We start from the raw sequence: 18,181 nt of genomic DNA on the forward strand, positions 1-18,181 counted from the left end.
ATGACGCCACGCAGGCGCCCCATGTCGTGTTGTCAGGTTCGGCTCGGCACGCGAACAACGTGTGCCGAGCCTTTCCGGCAACTCAGGACGTGAGCGTCGACATCAGGTCGAGCGCCACGGCCTGCGCGACTTCGATGCCGTCGATGGCCGCCGAATAGATGCCGCCCGCATAGCCAGCGCCTTCGCCGGCCGGGTAGAGCCCTGCGGTGTTCACGCTCTGGTAGTCGTCCTTGCGGCGAATCCGGATCGGTGACGACGTGCGCGTCTCCACGCCGGTGAGCACCGCATCGTGCATCGCGAAGCCGGCGATCTTCTTGTCGATCTGCGGCAACGCTTCACGAATGGCTTCGATCACGTAGTCGGGCAGTGCGGTGCTGAGATCGGTCGGATGCACGCCGGGTTTGTACGACGGCACCACGGAACCCAGCGACGTCGATGGCCGGCCCGCGATGAAATCGCCGACCAGCTGCCCCGGTGCGCTGTAGTCGCCGCCACCGAGTTCGAACGCGCGCTCTTCCCATTTGCGCTGGAACGCGATGCCCGCCAGCGGGCCGCCGGGATAGTCTTCCGGCGTGATGCCGACGACGATACCCGCGTTCGCGTTACGCTCCGCGCGCGAATACTGGCTCATCCCGTTGGTGACCACGCGACCCGGCTCGGAGGTCGCCGCGACCACCGTGCCGCCGGGGCACATGCAGAAGCTGTAGACCGCCCGTCCGTTGCTGCAGTGGTGGACGACCTTGTAGTCGGCCGCACCGAGTTGCTTGTGGCCCGCAAACTTGCCGAAGCGGCTGCGATCGATCAGCCCCTGCGGGTGTTCGATCCGAAAACCGAGCGAAAACGGCTTCGCTTCGACGTAGACGCCGCGATCATGCAGCATCTCGAACGTGTCGCGCGCGCTGTGGCCGACGGCCAGCACCACGTGGTCGCATTGCAGCGTTTCGCCGTTCGACAGCTTGAGCGCGCGCACCTTGCCCTGCTCGATTTCGATGTCCTCGACCCGGGTTTCGAAGCGTACTTCGCCGCCCAGTTCGTGGATGGTCGCGCGCATCTTTTCCACCATGCTGACGAGGCGGAACGTGCCGATGTGCGGCCGGCTCAGATACAGGATGTCCTCCGGTGCGCCGGCCTTGACGAATTCGTCGAGCACCTTGCGACCGTAGTGGTTCGGATCCTTGATCTGGCTGTACAGCTTGCCGTCGGAGAACGTGCCGGCCCCGCCTTCGCCGAACTGCACGTTGGACTCGGGGTTGAGCACGCTCTTGCGCCACAGGCCGAACGTGTCCTTGGTGCGCTCGCGCACGGCCTTGCCGCGTTCGAGGATGATCGGACGAAAGCCCATCTGCGCGAGGATCAGTCCTGCAAAGAGGCCGCACGGCCCCATGCCGATGACGACCGGGCGCAGGAAGTTGCCGTGTTCGGGAGCCTTCGCGACGAAGTGGTACGCCATGTCGGGCGTCACGCCGCAATGCGGCGTGCCGGCGAGTCGCGGCAGCACGGCCGCTTCGTCCTTGACCTCGACGTCGACGATATACGTGAGCTTGATGTCGGAACGCTTGCGTGCATCGTGCGCGCGGCGAAACACCGTGTAACGGAGGAGCCCGTCCGCCGCCACGCCCAGTTCCGCGAGGCGCGCGTGAATCGCGGCTTCGAGAGCGCTTTCGGGGTGGTCGAGAGGGAGTTTAAGTTCGCTTAGCCGTAACATGAGTATTCGGATACGGTTGCCACGAAGTCGTGGCGGTGTTGAGACGGGCGGGGGCCGGCATGCCGATGACGGCGTGATTCGCTGCGCGGGCATTCCGCAGACAACCCGGCGGGTGCCGGGAAAAGCGCGGCGAGCTGCAGCATGCTGACCAGGCCGGACGACTCGCGCAATGTCAGGATAGGCGCCTGAAGCGGTTCTTGCGTGGGGAACATCGTTATCCCTCGGCGCAATCGAACGGCGGCAGGCGCTCCATCATGACGGTACCGGCGAGTGGTTCGCGCGAAAGCCGCGCCGCACGGGCGCGGCTCGGGCTTACTCCGCTGCCGGGTGCAGGCGGCTGTAGCGGTTCAGGAGCGGGATCATTTGCGCGTAGATCTTCGGGTTCGCGGCGACGATCTCATGGCGATGCAGGAAATCGGCGTCGCCCGTGTAGTTGCCGACGAGGCCGCCGGCCTCGGTGATCAGCAGGCTGCCCGCTGCCATGTCCCACACGTTGATGCCTTGCTCGAAGAATGCATCGAGACGGCCGGCCGCGACGTTCGCGAGGTCGAGTGCCGCGGCGCCCGGGCGGCGCAGGCCCGTGCATGCTTGCGTCATTTCGGTGAACAGGCGCGCATAGGCGTCGAGGCCGTCCTTCTCGCGGAACGGGAAGCCCGTGCCGACCAGCGCGTCCGACAGGCGGTCGCGGCGGCCGACGCGGATGCGGCGGTCGTTCAGGTAGGCGCCGCGGCCGCGGGTGGCCGTAAACAGGTCGTTCTTGTTCGGATCGTAGACGACGGCCTGCGTGATGACGCCCTTGTGCTCGAGCGCGATCGATACGCAGTAGTACGGGAAGCCGTGGATGAAGTTGGTCGTGCCGTCGAGCGGATCGATGATCCACTTGAATTCGGATTCGTTCTCCGATTCGCCCGATTCTTCCGCGAGGATCGCGTGGTCGGGGTAGGCGGTCTTCAGCGTCTCGATGATCGCCTCTTCGGCGGCCTTGTCCACTTCGGTGACGAAGTCGTTCTGCTGCTTCTTGCGGATCTCGATCAGGTCGAGATCGAGGGAGGCACGATTGATGATCTGTCCGGCGCGGCGCGCAGCCTTGACAGCAATGTTGAGCATGGGATGCATGAGCCTGAATCCTGTAGCCGGCGGCACGAGCCGCCACGAAGTGGAACAACCCGCCCGGAACGGCGCAAACGTGCCTGGCGAGATGAGACGCAAATTGACAAAGAGCGGGGTACGACCCGCGTCGCACGAGATGCGACGCGTAAACGCATGATTTTACCCGATTTTCGAGAGTTTCAGGTGACCGGAATGCGGGGAAACCCCACTGTCCGTCCGGACGAGTGGGTTTGCAGGGGCGATGGCGATACCATACTGCCATTCTGATGAACCGAATCGTATCGTAGTGGAAACTCCGCAGAACACCGCCGCACCGTCCGAATCGGGCGCGGCCACGTCCCCGCCGCCGTCGGGCGGCTTCACGTCCACCCGCTTCGTGCTCGTCGAGCCAAGCCATCCCGGCAACGTCGGGGCGGCCGCCCGTGCGCTGAAGACGATGGGTTTTTCGCGACTCGTGCTGGTCGCGCCGCGCGTGCCGCACGTGCAGAGCGACCCGGAGGCGGTCGCGATGGCGAGCGGCGCGGACGACGTCCTCGCGTCCGCGCATGTCGTGCCCACGCTCGGCGACGCGCTGTCCGGCGTTCACTGGTCGATTGCGCTGACGGCCCGCACGCGCGAATACGGGCCGCCGCGCCTTGCGCCGCGCGCCGCCGCCGAGCAGGCCTGCATGCAGGTCGGCGCCGGCGACATCGCGCTCGTGTTCGGCAACGAGCGCACGGGTCTCGCGAACGAGCACGTCGAGCAGTGCAGCGCACTCGCGCATATCCCGGCGAACCCGGCCTACAGTTCGCTGAACCTCGCGCAGGCGATCCAGGTGCTCGCGTACGAATTGCGCGTCGCGTTCCTGGGGCAGAGCAGCGAGTCGTCGCAGCCGGCGCAGGCCGAGGTCGGCACGCTCGCGCAGAGCGACGAGATCGAGCGGATGTACGCGCATCTCGAGAACGCGCTGATCGCGCTCGATTTTCTCGACCCGCGCAATCCGAAGAAGCTGATGCCGCGGCTGCGGCGGCTGTTCGCGCGCACGAGCCTCGAGCGCGAGGAGGTCAACATCCTGCGCGGCATCGCGAAGCACATCCTGCTGAAGTCCGGTACGCACGACGGCGACGCTTGAGCGGTTGGCGCGCATGCCGGACGCCGCGAACATGGCGTTTCCGGCCCGCGCCGGTTCGCTGCCCGGTCCGGGAGCGCCTTCGCCGCAAGCGTCCGGCGCGAATACCCGCGCCGGCGGCGGGGTGAACGCGCGAGGCTGTGCGGCCGCGCGCGACTGGCCCTACAATCGCCGAACGTCATAAGCAAATTACCCGGTGCGATAACGGCCGGCCATCGCCGGCGGGGCACGCCGGCCTTTTCCCCGATCAGATCATGTTCACTAGACTGCGCGAAGACGTTGCGACGATTCGCGAGCGGGATCCCGCCGCTCGCAGTGCCTGGGAAGTGCTGACCTGTTATCCGGGGCTGCATGCGCTCGTCCTGCATCGTTTCGCGCACGCGTGCTGGCGCGCAAAGCGCTACTGGCTCGGACGCTTCGCGTCGCAGGCCGGGCGCTTCCTGACCGGTATCGAGATCCATCCGGGCGCAACCATCGGCCGGCGCGTGTTCATCGATCACGGGATGGGTGTCGTGATCGGCGAGACGGCGATCATCGGCGACGACTGCACGATCTATCAGGGCGTGACGCTCGGCGGCACGTCGCTCACGCGCGGCGCGAAGCGCCATCCGACACTCGAGGCCGGCGTGATCGTCGGCGCGGGCGCGAAGGTGCTCGGCGGTTTCACGGTCGGCGCGGGCGCGAAGATCGGTTCGAACGCAGTCGTCGTGAAGCCGGTGCCGGCAGGTGGCACGGCGGTCGGCAATCCGGCGCGCATCGTGATGCCGGCTCAGCCGAAGCCGCAACCGGAGCGCGCCGCGTTCTGCGCATACGGGATCACGCCGAATGCCGACGATCCGATGTCGCTCGCGGTTCACGGCCTGATCGATCACGCGGCGAAGGAAAGCCGGCGCGTCGACGAAATCGTCGCGGCGCTCGAGCAACTCGGCACGCATCTGGAAACGTTGCAGGGTGCGGATGCGGCGCGTCTGGACCTGCGCCGGCTGTCGGCGGTGCTGGAAGGCAAGACGGTCGAGCGCCAGTCGGTCGAGCAGCAGTCGTAACGCCGCGCATGTCGGCGGCGCCGGCATGCGCGGTTTGCATCAGTCGAGCGGCATCGCTTGGATGCCTTCCGCATCGACGCGCAGATAGCCGCCGCGCGGCGTGCCGTGGTCGAGATCCCAGTCGGGCAGCACCCAGCGAATTCCCTCTGGTTCGACGTGCCGCGCAGGGCGGTGCGTATGGCCGTGGATGATCACGTTTGCCCGGCTTTTCCGGAACAGGGCGGCCACGCCTTCACGTGTGACGTCATAGATCGACAAAGCGGGGCGCATCCGGCCCGCTTCGCTGTTCGAGCGCATCCGCTGCGCGAGCGCGCGGCGCCAGCGGAACGGCCATGCGAGAAACAGCCACTGCGCGACGCGATTGCGGGCGAACCGCCGGAATACCTGATAGCCGCGATCGGCCGTGCATTGCGCATCGCCATGGGCGAGCACGATGCGCTGGCCGAATGCCATGATCAGCGCCGGATCAGGCAACAGCATCGCGCCGGCCGTCTTCATGAAGCGCCGGCCGAGCAGGAAATCGCGGTTGCCGTGCATCACGTAGAGCGCGATCCCGCGCTCCGAGAACGTATGCATCAGCGCGGCCATGCGTGCCGCGAACGGATCGTCGTCGAGTATGTCGTCGCCGATCCAGTATTCGAACAGGTCGCCGAGGATGAACACCGAATCGGCGTTGTCGGCTGTGTATTTCACGAAATGCTCGAACGCGGCGACCGTCTTCGGAGTCGCTTCGCTCAGATGCAGATCGGAGAGAAACAGGAACGGGCGTGCGGCTTGCGCGTATTCGCGCTCGCCGGGCACGCCCGCGGAGACGCTTCGCGGCGGACTTTCCTGCAACATCGAAGTGCCTCCGTTACCGCGCGTCAGACCACGACGGCCTTTTCGATCACGACGTCGTCAGCCGGCACGTCCTGATGGAAGCCTGCGTTGCCCGTCTTGACGCCCTTGATCTTGTCGACCACGTCCTGACCTTCGACGACCTTGCCGAACACCGCGTAGCCCCAGCCCTGCGGCGTCGGCGACGAGTGGTTCAGGAAGTCGTTGTCGTTCACGTTGATGAAGAACTGTGCGGTTGCCGAATGCGGATCGTTCGTGCGCGCCATCGCGACCGTGTAGTTGTTGTTCTTCAGGCCGTTGTTCGCTTCGTTGTCGATCGGCGCGTCGGTCGGCTTCTGCTTCAGGCCCGGCTCGAAGCCGCCGCCCTGGATCATGAAGCCGTTGATCACGCGGTGGAACACCGTGCCGTCGTAGTGGCCTTTCTTCACGTAGTTCAGGAAGTTCTCGACCGTCTTCGGTGCCTTCGCGGCGTCGAGCTCGAGCTTGATCACGCCGTGGTTCGTGTGCAGTTCAACCATGATGAATTCCTTCGGTAAGGCGGTTTAAATGGCACGCGGCCGGTCGTGCGACGCGGCCGCGTGTGGCGCCGGACGTGCCGGCAGGTGCTTATTTCGAGACGATGCTGGCCGATTCGATCACGACCGGCTGAGCCGGCACGTCCTGCATCGGGCCGCGCGAGGTCGTCGCGACGCCTTCGATCTTCTTCACGACGTCGAGGCCCGACACGACCTTGCCGAACACGGCATAGCCGTTGCCGTCCGGGTTCGGGTAGTCGAGGCCGCTGTTGTCGACCGTGTTGATGAAGAACTGCGCGGTGGCCGAATTCGGATCGCTCGTGCGTGCCATCGCGATCGTGCCGGTCAGGTTCTTCAGACCATTGCGGCTTTCCAGCGGGATCGGCGCGCGGGTCGGCTTCTCCTCGAAGTTGGTCTTGTAGCCGCCGCCCTGGATCATGAAGCCCTTGATCACGCGATGGAAGATCGTGCCGTTGTACTGGCCGGCCTTCACGTAATCGAGGAAGTTGGCGACCGTCTTCGGTGCCTTCTCCGGGTAGAGCTCGACGCGGATGTCGCCCTGCGAGGTCTTCAGCTGCACGACGGGGTGCGCGGTAGCCGATTGCGCGAACGCGGGCGCGGTCGCGAGAAGGGCGGCGCCGCCAAGCGCCAGCAACAGACGTTTCATTGCGATCCTCAGGTTGGGAGGGAAGAAAGGGCGCGCCGCTTACTGCGACGGCGCGACATACGGCGCCGCCAGCGCCCCCGACGGCCCGTTGAACTGGAACGTCGGCGACATCGGCAGCGTGGTGGTGCCTACGTTCGCGGCGGCGCGGTCGGTGTAATCGCGCGTTGCCGGCGTGATGGCGCGCGCGTTCGCGGCGGGCTTCGGCGGCGAGATGATCTTCTGCAGATCGGCGAGGCGCTGGGCCGTCGCGCCGCTCGTGTGGCCGAGCGCTTGTGCGCGCTTGTACGATGCGGCCGCGAGGCGCAGGTACAGGTCGCCGAGGTTCTCGTACGCGAGCGTGTAGCTCGGGTTCGATTGCGTCGCGGTGACGAGCGCGCTGCGCGCTTCGTCGTAGCGCCCGTGCTTCGCGTAGAGCGCCGCGAGGTTGTTGTAGGGCTCGGGCAGTTCGGGATACGCCTGCGTGATCGCGACGAATTGCTGGATCGCGTCGTCATCGCGGTTCAGGCGCGCGAGCACGGTGCCGCGCTTGAACTGCGCCTGCACGTCGTGCGGGTTCGACGCGATGCGGGCGTCGAGCTGCGCGAGCGCCTGTTGCCACTGCTTGCCGGCGATCGACGCGTCGATTTCAGGGGTACCGTCGGCGACGGCCGGGGCCTTTTGCGCATATGCCGCAGGGGCTGCGAAAAGCGCCAGCGCGACGCCCATGACGGCGGTCGCAACGAGGGTCGCAGCGCTCGGCGCGCGGCCGCGATGAGGTTTCATAGGCGTAAATCGGAATGTTATACTCCGAGCCATTCTAACAAAACGTCTGCGCGTTCCGGCGAGCCGCAGACAGTCTTTCTTTTGCCTCTCGTGGCCGTCACCGCTGTGCTTGCAGCCTGACCGCCCCATGTGATATCGAGGACGCGCGGCGTCGTGCCGCAGCAGGTGGTCCGTCCGTTTCGCATGCTGGGCGAGCTTCGCCAGGGCGGTTTCCTTCGGCTCACGGTTCATCTCTATGGAATCACTGCGCATCTACAACACGCTCGCGCGTGACAAGCAAGTTTTCGTGCCGCGCCATTCCGGCGAAGTGCGGATGTACGTATGCGGGATCACCGTCTACGACTATTGTCACGTGGGCCACGCGCGCATGCTGGTCGTGTTCGATCTCGTCCAGCGCTGGTTGCGTGCGATCGGCTATCGGGTCACGTACGTGCGCAACATCACCGACATCGACGACAAGATCATCCGTCGCGCGGTCGAGAACGGCGAGACGATCAAGTCGCTGACCGACCGGTTCATCGGCGCGATGCACGAGGATGAGGCGGCGCTCGGCATCCAGCGGCCCGACATCGAGCCGCGCGCGACGCAGTTCATTCCGCAGATGCTCGGGATGATCGAGAAGCTCGAGACGAACGGCTACGCCTATCAGGCGAGCGACGGCGACGTCAATTATTCGGTGCGCAAGTTCGCGAACTACGGGAAGCTGTCGGGCAAGTCGCTCGACGACCTGCGCGCGGGCGAACGCGTCGCCGCGAACGATGCGAAGGAAGATCCGCTCGATTTCGTGCTGTGGAAGCGTGCGAAGGCCGACGATCCGGACGGCACGTCGTGGACGTCGAAGTACGGGATGGGCCGGCCGGGCTGGCACATCGAGTGCTCGGCGATGGGCTGCACGCTGCTCGGCGAGCATTTCGACATCCACGGTGGCGGGCAGGATCTGCAATTCCCGCACCATGAGAACGAGATTGCGCAGAGCGAAGGCGCGACCGGCACGACGTTCGTCAATTACTGGATGCACAACGGCTTCGTGCAGGTCGACAACGAGAAGATGTCGAAATCGCTCGGCAACTTCTTCACGATCCGCGAAGTGCTCGAACGGTACGACGCCGAGGTCATGCGCTTTTTCATCGTGCGCACGCACTACCGGTCGCCGCTCAACTACAGCGACGTGCATCTCGACGATGCGCGCGCGTCGCTCACGCGCCTGTACACGGCGCTGAAGGACGTCGAGCCCGACGCGCTCGCGCTCGACTGGAGCGAGCCGCATGCGCAGCGTTTCGCGGCGGCGATGAACGACGACATCAACACGCCGGTCGCAGTGGCGACGCTGTTCGAGCTGGCGGGTGAAGTCAACCGCACGCGCGATGCGTCGCTCGCGCGGCAACTGAAACAGCTCGCAGGCCTGCTGGGTCTGCTCGGCCGCGAACCGCGCGCGTTCCTGCAGCAGGGCGCTGGCGCCGCGCAGGCGGGCGGACTCGCAGCCGACGAGATCGAAGCGAAGATCGCTGCGCGTGTCGCGGCGAAACAAGCGAAGGACTATGCCGAAGCGGACCGGATTCGGGCGGAACTGCTCGAGGCCGGGATCGCTCTTGAAGACAAACCGGGCGGATCGACCGAATGGCGTCGCGTATGAGCGCGGTGCGTTCCACTGACCGATCCGTCAGGTAGGAGGCAAGATGGCAACGGCCAGAAAAGCGCCGGTCAGGCGTGCGACTCCGGTCGCCGCGCGTCCGGCAGCCAAGCGCGCGCCAGCGGCGAAGGCGGACGCGACGCGCGCCGTGCCGAACGGCGCGCTCAACGGTCATGCGAAGCCCGCGCGCGCGAAAGGCGCGGACGCGGGGCAGCCGGAGGCCGTGATGGCGGCCGCCGACGCGGCCCGCAAGACGCGTGCGTCCGAGGCGGCAGCCGACGGCGTCGATGGTGTCGTGCGTCCCGCATACTGGGACAAGGCGTGCGCCGATCTCGTCAAGCGCGACCGGATCATGAAGAAGCTGATTCCGAAGTTCGGTCCCGCGCATCTCGTGAAGCGCGGCGATCCGTTCGTCACGCTCGCGCGTTCGGTCGTCGGCCAGCAGATTTCGGTGCCGTCCGCGCAGGCGCTGTGGGCGCGCATCGAGGATGCGTGTCCGAAACTCGCGCCGCAGCCGGTCATCCGGCTCGGCGCGGACAAGCTGATTGCGTGCGGGTTGTCCAAGCGCAAGACGGAATACATTCTCGATCTCGCGCAACACTTCGTGTCCGGCGCGCTGCACGTCGACAAATGGACGTCGATGGACGACGAGGACGTGATCGCGGAACTCACGCAGATCCGCGGCATCAGTCGCTGGACGGCCGAGATGTTCCTGATCTTCAACCTGTCGCGGCCGGACGTGCTGCCGCTCGACGATCCGGGCCTGATCCGCGCGATCAGCGTCAATTACTTCAGCGGAGAACCCGTCACGCGCAGCGAGGCGCGGGAGGTGGCCGCCAACTGGGAACCGTGGCGCACCGTCGCGACCTGGTACATGTGGCGCAGCCTCGACGCGCCAGACGCCGACGCCTGATTGACGGCTATCGGGTTTTAAACATCAATAGTTGAGAGCCGGTCTTGCGTATCGCCTGCGCGGGTAGAATACGCGCTGCCGCAAGACCCAAGGATTCGAACACATGAAGACCACGTTTCTGGATTTCGAACAGCCGATCGCCGAACTCGAGGCCAAGATCGAAGAGCTGCGATTCGTGCAGGACGACTCGGCTGTCGATATTTCGGAAGAAATCGAGCGGCTGTCGAAGAAAAGCCAGCAACTGACGAAGGACCTCTACGCGAACCTGTCGCCGTGGCAGGTTTCGCAGATCGCGCGGCATCCGCAGCGTCCGTACACACTCGATTACGTTGCGGAACTGTTTACCGATTTTCACGAGCTGCATGGCGACCGCGCATTCGCGGACGACGTGTCGATCGTCGGCGGCCTCGCGCGCTTCGGCGGCCACCCGTGCATGGTGATCGGCCATCAGAAGGGCCGCGACACGAAGGAGCGCGCTGCGCGCAACTTCGGGATGCCGCGTCCGGAAGGCTATCGCAAGGCTGAACGCCTGATGCGTCTCGCCGAGAAGTTCGGGCTGCCGATCTTCACGTTCGTCGACACGCCGGGCGCGTACCCGGGCATCGGCGCGGAAGAGCGCGGCCAGTCGGAAGCGATCGGCCGCAACCTGTACGTGATGGCCGAATTGAAGACGCCGATCATCACGACCGTGATCGGCGAGGGCGGTTCGGGCGGCGCGCTCGCGATCGCCGTGGCCGACACCGTGATGATGCTGCAGTTCTCGACCTACTCGGTGATCTCGCCGGAAGGCTGCGCATCGATTCTGTGGAAGAGCGCCGCGAAGGCGCCCGAAGCCGCGGAAGCGCTGGGCCTGACCGCGCATCGACTGAAAGCGCTCGGCCTGATCGACAAGATCATCAACGAGCCGCTCGGCGGCGCACATCGCGATCCGAAGGGCATGGCCGCGCTGCTGCGCCGCGCGCTTGCCGATTCGCTGCGCCAGTTCCAGGGCATGAGCATCGATGCGGTGCGCGAGCGTCGCTTCGAGCGGTTGATGGCCTACGGCAAGTTCAAGGAAACCACGCCCGGCGCATGACCGGCGTGCTCACATCGCGTGCCGTGCGGCGCGCGCATCTCTCGTGATTCCCCCGACCGAATTCTCCGCCGACCGTGTCGTACTCGATGCGGTCGGCGTTGCGCTTTCCGACGTCCCGCCCGATGCATGCATCGCGATCGCGTACAGCGGCGGCCTCGACTCGACGGTGCTGCTCGATGCGGCCGTGCGCGTCGCGGGCGCTGCGCGTTGCGTGGCGCTGCATGTGCATCACGGCCTGAGCGAGAACGCCGACGCGTGGGTTGCGCATGCGCAAGCGACGGCCGACCGGCTCGGTGTCGCGTTCGAAGCGGAGCGTGTCGACGTGCCGCGCGACAGCGGCCTCGGTATCGAGGCGACGGCGCGCGAGCGTCGTTACGCGGTGCTCGACACGATGTGCGAACGTCACGGCGCGGTCGCGCTGTGGGTTGCGCAGCATGCGGACGACCAGGCCGAGACGGTGCTGCTGCAGTTGCTGCGCGGCGCGGGGATCGCCGGCCTGGCCGCGATGGCGCCGCGCTATCGCCCGGACGGCGCGAGTGTCGAGCGCGTGCGCCCGCTGCTGCGATTGTTGCGCGCGCAACTGGAGCGCTACGCGGCGCAGCGCGAGCTCACGTGGATCGACGACGAATCGAACGGCGACACGCGTTATGCGCGCAATGCGCTGCGCATCGACGTGCTGCCGACGCTTGCCGTGCATTTCCCGGGTTTTCGCGATGCACTGGGCCGCGCGGCCCAGCATGCGGCCGCCGCGCAGCGGCTGCTCGATGATCTGGCCGAACTGGATTTCGCGACCGCCGCGCGCGACGACGGACACGCGCTGTCGCGCGACGCGCTGGTCGCGTTCGACGACACGCGCGGCGCGAACCTGCTGCGTTTCTGGATGCGTCGGCGCGGCTTGCCGAGTGCGTCCGCCGGCCGGCTCGCGAACATGATGCGGCAGTTGCGTGCCGCGCATGACGCGCATGCGCTGCGTGTCGATCATGCGGGCCAGTGCCTGCGGCTGTATCGCGATGTCGTGTACTGGGAGGCGGGCGACAGTGCCGAGCCGGCCGATGACGGCACCGGGACGCCGCATCCCGAATCGGTGCTCGGCTGGGACGGACAGGACATCTGGCGCCTGCCGGCGTGGCGCGGCACGTTCGTGTTCGCGCCGGCCGAAGCCGGCAGCGACGGAGCGGTGCCGGAGGCGCTGCTGCGCGCCGCGGCGCTCGCCGCGCGCGCTCGCGCAGGCGGCGAGCGGATGCGCACATCGCCCGGCGGCCCGGGCCGCACGTTGAAGAACCTGTTCCAGGAGCGTGGCGTGCCGGCATGGCAGCGCGACGTGCCGCTGCTGTTCGCGGGCGACCGGCTCGTGTACGTGCCGCGGCTCGGCGTCAATCATGGCGACGGGTTGTCCGGCGACGGCGCATGGCGCCGGATCGAGTGGCGTCCCGACCTGCTGATCGCGTAGCCGCGGCAGGTTTCCGGCGGCGCGATCGCTGGCCGGTTTTCACCATTTGGTAAACAGCGCCGGAACGCCTGCCGGCGCGGCGAGCGGCTTGTCAAGCGGGCATCTATCGGGTACGCTCGGTCGTTTGCTCGGCTCGATTTTTGAGCGATTTGTGCAGGTTTTCCGCGTGACGTACCCGGTTTGCGCGGCCTGATCGGCCTTCCGGGCAAAATCCGTCACGCTTGCGTGTTGCGTCCCAGCCGTCCCTCTCGTCGTCCGTCCACAGCCACAAGCCGCGTGACCGAACGGCAACGCGGCCTGCCCAGCGCGCCCGTGCGGTTTCTCCTCAAGTTCAGAACGACAATGGCACTCATCGTACACAAATACGGCGGCACTTCGATGGGCTCGGTCGAGCGCATCAAGAACGTCGCGAAACGCGTCGCAAAATGGCATCAGGCCGGGCACCAGATGGTGGTCGTGCCGTCCGCGATGTCCGGCGAAACCAACCGTCTGCTCGGTCTCGCGAAAGAGATTTCGAGCCAGCCGAGCCCGCGTGAGCTCGACATGATCGCGTCGACCGGCGAGCAGGTCAGCGTCGGCCTGCTGTCGATCGCGCTGCAGGAAATCGGCGTCGAAGCCGTGAGCTATGCAGGCTGGCAAGTGCCGATCAAGACGGACAGCGCCTTCACGAAAGCGCGCATCCACTCGATCGACGACGAACGCGTGAAGGGCGATCTGAACGCCGGCAAGGTCGTGATCATCACGGGCTTCCAGGGCGTCGATCCGGACGGCCACATCACGACGCTGGGCCGCGGCGGCTCGGACACGTCGGCGGTGGCGGTGGCGGCTGCGCTGAGTGCCGAAGAGTGCCTCATCTACACGGACGTCGACGGCGTCTACACGACCGATCCGCGCGTGGTCGAAGAGGCGCGACGCCTCGATCGCGTGACGTTCGAGGAAATGCTGGAAATGGCGAGCCTCGGCTCGAAGGTCCTGCAGATCCGCTCGGTCGAATTCGCCGGCAAATTCCAGGTGAAGACGCGTGTGCTGTCGAGCCTGACCGATCCGATGATTGCGCTCGACGAAGAAATGCGCTCGGGCACCCTGATTACTTTTGAAGAAGACGAGACCATGGAAAAGGCAGTCATTTCCGGCATCGCGTTCCAGCGCGACGAAGCACGCATTGCTGTGATGGGCGTGCCCGACAAGCCCGGCATCGCGTATCAGATCCTCGGCCCGGTCGCCGACGCGAATGTCGACGTCGACATGATCATCCAGAACCAGAGCGTCGAAGGGAAGACGGACTTCACGTTCACGGTCGGTCGCGGCGACTACCAGAAGGCGATGGACATCCTGACCAACCAGGTGCAGGGCCATGTGAGCGCCGAGCGCGTGCAGGGCGACCCGAAGGTGTCGAAGGTGTCGGTCGTCGGCGTCGGCATGCGTTCACACGTGGGCGTCGCGAGCAAGATGTTCCGCACGCTGTCGGAAGAGGGCATCAACATCCAGATGATCTCGACGTCCGAAATCAAGATTTCGGTGCTGATCGACGAGAAATACATGGAGCTGGCCGTCCGCGCGCTGCACAAGGCATTCGAACTCGATCAGCCGGCGTGAATTTTTTGTGATGCATTGAAGAAAATGCATCACGGAAATTGACGGCCGGTTCGAAACCCTATATTATTTTGTTCTCGTCGCACTGCCTCCCTGGTGCGAGCGAAAGTTTGGGAGACGTGGCCGAGAGGTCGAAGGCACTCCCCTGCTAAGGGAGCATCTGGGCCAAAACCTGGATCGAGGGTTCGAATCCCTCCGTCTCCGCCAAAAGCGGTGACAAGCCCCGCAAGTTCTCGGACTTGCGGGGCTTTTCTTTTTCCGCCTTCGTTTTTTTCGGGCTCGCCGATCGGCGCATGCTTGGTCCGGACAGCCAATCAATGCTCGACTTGAGCGATGCACATGCGCTAAATAGGCGTATCGCCCGTCGCGCCCCAAGGTGGAGTCCTGGCACGCATGCATTCCGTACTGACGTTTCTTTCTCATCGGCCCGTCGACGGGCTCGTTGCCAACCACGCGCATTACGCCGGACGCCACGGTTATCGGCATGCGATCGTCGACGGCATGCATGTGTACGGCGAGCGCCAGCAGGTGCTGCACAAGTACCACGCGATCATCGCGCAGCTCGTCGCGATGGAGCAGGGGGCGTTGCTGCTCGTGCTCGATCCGTTCTCGGTCGTATTCGGCCAGCATGCGCTGCCGGATGTCGCGAACGGCTACGACGCGATCGTCACGACGCAGACGTCGCAATCGCCGCTGCCCGCGGCAAGCGGCATGATCTTTCGCAACGTGCCCGACGTGCGCGAGCGCTTGCGCAAGCTCGCGGTCGAACTGGGCGAGTGGGCGATGCGCCTGCCGGCGCGGCGGCACGCATGCGAAGCGACGCTGCTTGCCGCGCACTTCCCGCCGCTGCCGTTCGATCAGCCGCTCGCGAGCGGCTATTTCGCGTCGGCCCAGACGGTGTGGGCCGATGCGTTTGCCATCGACGCGGTCGTCGTCGCCGATCCGCTCGTCGCGCATCATGCGCCCGAATGGCGGCAGACGGACGGCGAGTGGACGGCGCCGCCGGACTACGACTTTCGCTACGTGGTCGCACTCGTCGACGATGCGGCGCGCGCCCGGCGCGGCGAGAAGCCGCGCGCGATGGACGACTGGCGTGCCGCGCAGCAGCGGCCGCGCGAGCCGGCGCGACACGTGAATCCGCATGCGCGCATTGCGTTCGTGAGCCTGCACACGTCGCACATCGCCGGCTACGGCGATCTGCACGAGGAGAACTTCGTGCGTTACTGCACGCGTCACGGCTATGCGTACCATGCGTATCGCGAGCCGCCGGCGTTCCTGCCGGCCGGCATCGACGCGAACTGGGCGAAGCTGCATCTGATTCGCGAACATCTGCAGGATCATGCGTTCGTGTTCTGGGTCGACGCGGACATCCTCGCGATCGACCAGAGTCAAACGGTCGACGGCGTGATCGACGGGCGCGATTTCGTGATCGGCACCGACCACACGGCCTGGGCGATCAACTCGTGCATGATCGGCGTGCGCAACGTCGCGCCGATGCGCGAACTGGTCGAACGCATGTGCGCACGCATCGAGAGCTTCGAGGACCGGTCGTCCGTCTACGCGAGCGGCGGCGACCAGCAGGCGATCTATGTCGAGTTGCTGCAGGCGGGCATGATCGACGCGCGCTACATCGTCGACGCGATCACGCTTGCGACTTCGCCGGTTTATGCGACGCGCGACAGCCGCTTCGTGCATTTCCCCGCGCAACACAACCACTATCGCGCGGTGGCGATGCGCATATGGGACCGGCTGAGCCATCAGCGTTAGCCGGAAGGGCTGCGACGCGCGGCATCGCGCGCTGTCGGCGACGCTTTGATGACGGGAAAATGTAAGTAAAATGAAAGTGTTGCTGTAAGGTTTCTGCCGGTCACAGTCATCGTTCCCTGCATCCTGTTCAGGCACACCAAAACAGCGGTCTGAGGGCAAAAATGCGGCATCGCACCGATTCGCGCGCGTCGCGGCCTCTGATAATACAAAAAATTACATATAAAAATCAGATGGTTGCAAACGTGTCAAAGAACTAGAGTCTGTTGCGATGCAAAATTTCTCCGTTCGATTTATCCTCGTTAACCCGATTGCGCTTGAGCCGCGTCAAACTTCGTTCTGACGTTGCTTTACATTTCGCCAACAAGGGTGATTTGCGAAATCTATCTTACGATTTGATTTCGATTCTTTCGTCACGCCTGTCTCGATGCAGTGCGCGACCCTCTCTAGGTTTGTTGACATGCATGATTTTCCCTTTCTGAGCCTGGCGATCTGGGCTCCGATCCTGGTCGGCGTGTGCCTGCTACGTGCCGGCAGCGACCATCATCCCAATCGCACGAGGTTGATCGCGCTCATCGGCGCACTGATCGGGCTGGCAGCGGTCGTCCCGCTCGTCACCGGTTTCGATTCGCACTCGGCTGCGATGCAGTTTGTCGAAACCCGTGACTGGCTTGCGGCATTCAACTCGGGCTGGCGTGTGGGCATCGACGGCGCATCGCTCTGGCTCGTCGTGCTGACCGCGTTCACGACGCTCATCGTGGTGATCGCATCGTGGGAAGCGATCACGGTTCGCATCGCGCAGTATTACGCGTCGTTCCTGATCCTGTCGGGGCTGATGGTCGGCGTGTTCGTCGCGCAGGACGGGTTGCTGTTCTTCATTTTCTTCGAGGCGACGCTGATTCCGCTGTACCTGCTGATTGGTACGTGGGGCCGTGAGCATCGTGTGTACGCGGCGGTGAAGTTCTTCTTCATCTCGTTCGCGGGCTCGCTGCTGCTGCTGATGGCGATGCTCTACCTGTATGCGAAGTCGCATACGTTCGACATGAGCGTATGGCGCACGCTGGAGCTCGGCTTCTCGCCGCAGCTGCTGGTGTTCCTCGGCTTCTTCGCGGCGTTCGCGGTCAAGGTGCCGATGTGGCCGGTTCACACGTGGCTGCGCGACGTCTACACGGACGGCCCGACGGGCGCCGCGCTGATGCTCGCGATGCTGAAGCTCGGCGGTTACGGCTTCCTGCGCTTCGCGCTGCCGATCACGCCGGACGCCGCCCACTTCTTCGCGCCGGCCGTAATCGCACTGTCGCTGTTCGCGATCGTCTACGCGAGCCTGGTCGCGCTCGCGCAGACCGACCTCACCAAGCTGCTCGCGTACTCGACGGTCGCGCACATGGGGATCGTCACGCTCGGCCTGTTCCTGTTCAACCAGATCGGCGTCGCCGGCGCGATCGTGCAACTCGTGTCGTACGGCTTCGTCGCGGGTGCGATGCTGCTTTGCGTGAGCGTGCTGGTCGATCGCACCAAGCAGCGCGAGATCGCCGCATACGGCGGCGTGGCCGGCGTGATGCCGCGCTTCGCGATGTTCGCGGTGCTGTTCGCGATGGCCAATGTCGGCTTGCCGGGCACGTCGGGATTCGTCGGCGAGTTCATGGTCATCATGGGCGCGATCCGTTTCAACTTCTGGATCGGCGCCATCGCGGCGCTCACGCTGATCCTCAGCGCGTCGTACACGCTGTGGATGATCAAGCGCGTCGTGTTCGGCAAGGTCGATAACGCACGTGTCGCCAAGCTCTCCGACCTCAGCCGTCGCGAGATCGTGGTGTTCGCATCGTTCGCGCTGATCGTGCTGGGCGTCGGCATCTATCCGAAGCCGTTCACCGACGCGATCGATCCGACCGTCGCGCAACTGATCGAAGACGCCAGCCGCTCGAAGATTCCGGCAGGGGACGGCATCACGCCGCCGCAGCCGGCCTACATGGCCTCGGCACGCAACTGACGCAGTACCCGCGCGCAAC

The 18,181-nt window shown here is 65.3% G+C and carries 15 protein-coding genes, 1 tRNA gene and 1 pseudogene; 10 read left to right on the plus strand and 7 right to left on the minus strand.

Annotated features, from left to right (window positions below):
* Nucleotides 1–82 precede the first annotated feature (82 nt).
* Entirely contained in the window at nucleotides 83–1,705 is a 1,623-nt protein-coding gene (locus BX604_RS34010) for an NAD(P)/FAD-dependent oxidoreductase (RefSeq protein WP_098555628.1), read from the minus strand.
* 312 nt (nucleotides 1,706–2,017) lie between these two features.
* On the minus strand, nucleotides 2,018–2,821 hold the full coding sequence (locus tag BX604_RS34015; protein WP_098555631.1) for an inositol monophosphatase family protein: 804 nt from the start codon (nucleotides 2,819–2,821) through the stop codon (nucleotides 2,018–2,020).
* Nucleotides 2,822–3,101: 280 nt separating this feature from the next.
* Here BX604_RS34015 and BX604_RS34020 point away from each other — a divergent pair, with 280 nt between their 5' ends.
* Together BX604_RS34020 and cysE are read left to right on the plus strand one after the other, a co-directional pair.
* The gene (locus BX604_RS34020) at nucleotides 3,102–3,926 is read left to right on the plus strand and encodes an RNA methyltransferase (protein WP_098555634.1); all 825 of its coding nucleotides are present in this window, start codon (nucleotides 3,102–3,104) and stop codon (nucleotides 3,924–3,926) included.
* Nucleotides 3,927–4,177: 251 nt separating this feature from the next.
* Nucleotides 4,178–4,966 carry a serine O-acetyltransferase gene (cysE, locus tag BX604_RS34025; protein ID WP_098555637.1) on the plus strand — a complete coding sequence of 263 codons (789 nt, stop codon included), beginning with the start codon at nucleotides 4,178–4,180 and terminating at the stop codon, nucleotides 4,964–4,966.
* 39 nt (nucleotides 4,967–5,005) lie between these two features.
* Here cysE and BX604_RS34030 read toward each other — a convergent pair whose 3' ends face one another.
* The 4 genes from BX604_RS34030 to BX604_RS34045 form a co-directional block, all read right to left on the minus strand.
* Nucleotides 5,006–5,806, minus strand: coding sequence for a UDP-2,3-diacylglucosamine diphosphatase (locus BX604_RS34030; protein ID WP_098555640.1), 801 nt, complete (start codon nucleotides 5,804–5,806; stop codon nucleotides 5,006–5,008).
* Nucleotides 5,807–5,829: 23 nt separating this feature from the next.
* Complete coding sequence (locus BX604_RS34035) at nucleotides 5,830–6,321, minus strand: peptidylprolyl isomerase (RefSeq protein ID WP_098555643.1); 492 nt, start codon at nucleotides 6,319–6,321, stop codon at nucleotides 5,830–5,832.
* Nucleotides 6,322–6,409: 88 nt separating this feature from the next.
* On the minus strand, nucleotides 6,410–6,985 hold the full coding sequence (locus BX604_RS34040) for a peptidylprolyl isomerase (RefSeq protein ID WP_059450416.1): 576 nt from the start codon (nucleotides 6,983–6,985) through the stop codon (nucleotides 6,410–6,412).
* Nucleotides 6,986–7,024: 39 nt separating this feature from the next.
* A complete protein-coding gene (locus BX604_RS34045) occupies nucleotides 7,025–7,747 on the minus strand; it encodes a tetratricopeptide repeat protein (protein WP_175800955.1) in 723 nt (240 codons plus the stop codon).
* 235 nt (nucleotides 7,748–7,982) lie between these two features.
* Between BX604_RS34045 and cysS the strand changes: the two genes are divergently transcribed.
* The 4 genes from cysS to tilS all read left to right on the plus strand — a co-directional run bounded on the left by cysS (nucleotide 7,983) and on the right by tilS (nucleotide 12,815).
* Complete coding sequence (gene cysS, locus BX604_RS34055) at nucleotides 7,983–9,380, plus strand: cysteine--tRNA ligase (RefSeq protein WP_098555646.1); 1,398 nt, start codon at nucleotides 7,983–7,985, stop codon at nucleotides 9,378–9,380.
* Between the two features lie 43 nt (nucleotides 9,381–9,423).
* A complete protein-coding gene (locus BX604_RS34060; RefSeq protein WP_098555649.1) occupies nucleotides 9,424–10,290 on the plus strand; it encodes a DNA-3-methyladenine glycosylase family protein in 867 nt (288 codons plus the stop codon).
* 103 nt (nucleotides 10,291–10,393) lie between these two features.
* On the plus strand, nucleotides 10,394–11,365 hold the full coding sequence (locus tag BX604_RS34065; protein ID WP_098555652.1) for an acetyl-CoA carboxylase carboxyltransferase subunit alpha: 972 nt from the start codon (nucleotides 10,394–10,396) through the stop codon (nucleotides 11,363–11,365).
* A gap of 43 nt (nucleotides 11,366–11,408) precedes the next feature.
* Nucleotides 11,409–12,815, plus strand: coding sequence for a tRNA lysidine(34) synthetase TilS (tilS, locus tag BX604_RS34070; RefSeq protein WP_098555655.1), 1,407 nt, complete (start codon nucleotides 11,409–11,411; stop codon nucleotides 12,813–12,815).
* Nucleotides 12,816–12,937: 122 nt separating this feature from the next.
* Here the strand turns inward: tilS and BX604_RS40085 are convergent.
* Nucleotides 12,938–13,175: pseudogene (locus BX604_RS40085) on the minus strand (hypothetical protein); the annotation flags it as partial.
* Between BX604_RS40085 and BX604_RS34080 the strand changes: the two are divergent.
* The 4 genes from BX604_RS34080 (at nucleotide 13,158) to BX604_RS34095 (ending at nucleotide 18,162) form a co-directional block, all read left to right on the plus strand.
* Entirely contained in the window at nucleotides 13,158–14,411 is a 1,254-nt protein-coding gene (locus tag BX604_RS34080; RefSeq protein ID WP_098555658.1) for an aspartate kinase, read from the plus strand. The pseudogene BX604_RS40085 and the gene BX604_RS34080 overlap by 18 nt on opposite strands.
* A 110-nt stretch (nucleotides 14,412–14,521) precedes the next feature.
* A tRNA-Ser gene (locus BX604_RS34085) sits at nucleotides 14,522–14,615 on the plus strand.
* A gap of 186 nt (nucleotides 14,616–14,801) precedes the next feature.
* Nucleotides 14,802–16,175, plus strand: a complete 1,374-nt coding sequence (locus BX604_RS34090; protein ID WP_098555660.1) for a hypothetical protein — start codon at nucleotides 14,802–14,804, stop codon at nucleotides 16,173–16,175.
* Nucleotides 16,176–16,632: 457 nt separating this feature from the next.
* Entirely contained in the window at nucleotides 16,633–18,162 is a 1,530-nt protein-coding gene (locus tag BX604_RS34095; protein WP_098555663.1) for a complex I subunit 4 family protein, read from the plus strand.
* Nucleotides 18,163–18,181 lie beyond the last annotated feature (19 nt).

Source organism: Burkholderia sp. JKS000303 (assembly GCF_002563755.1).
Taxonomy (GTDB): domain Bacteria; phylum Pseudomonadota; class Gammaproteobacteria; order Burkholderiales; family Burkholderiaceae; genus Burkholderia; species Burkholderia anthina_B.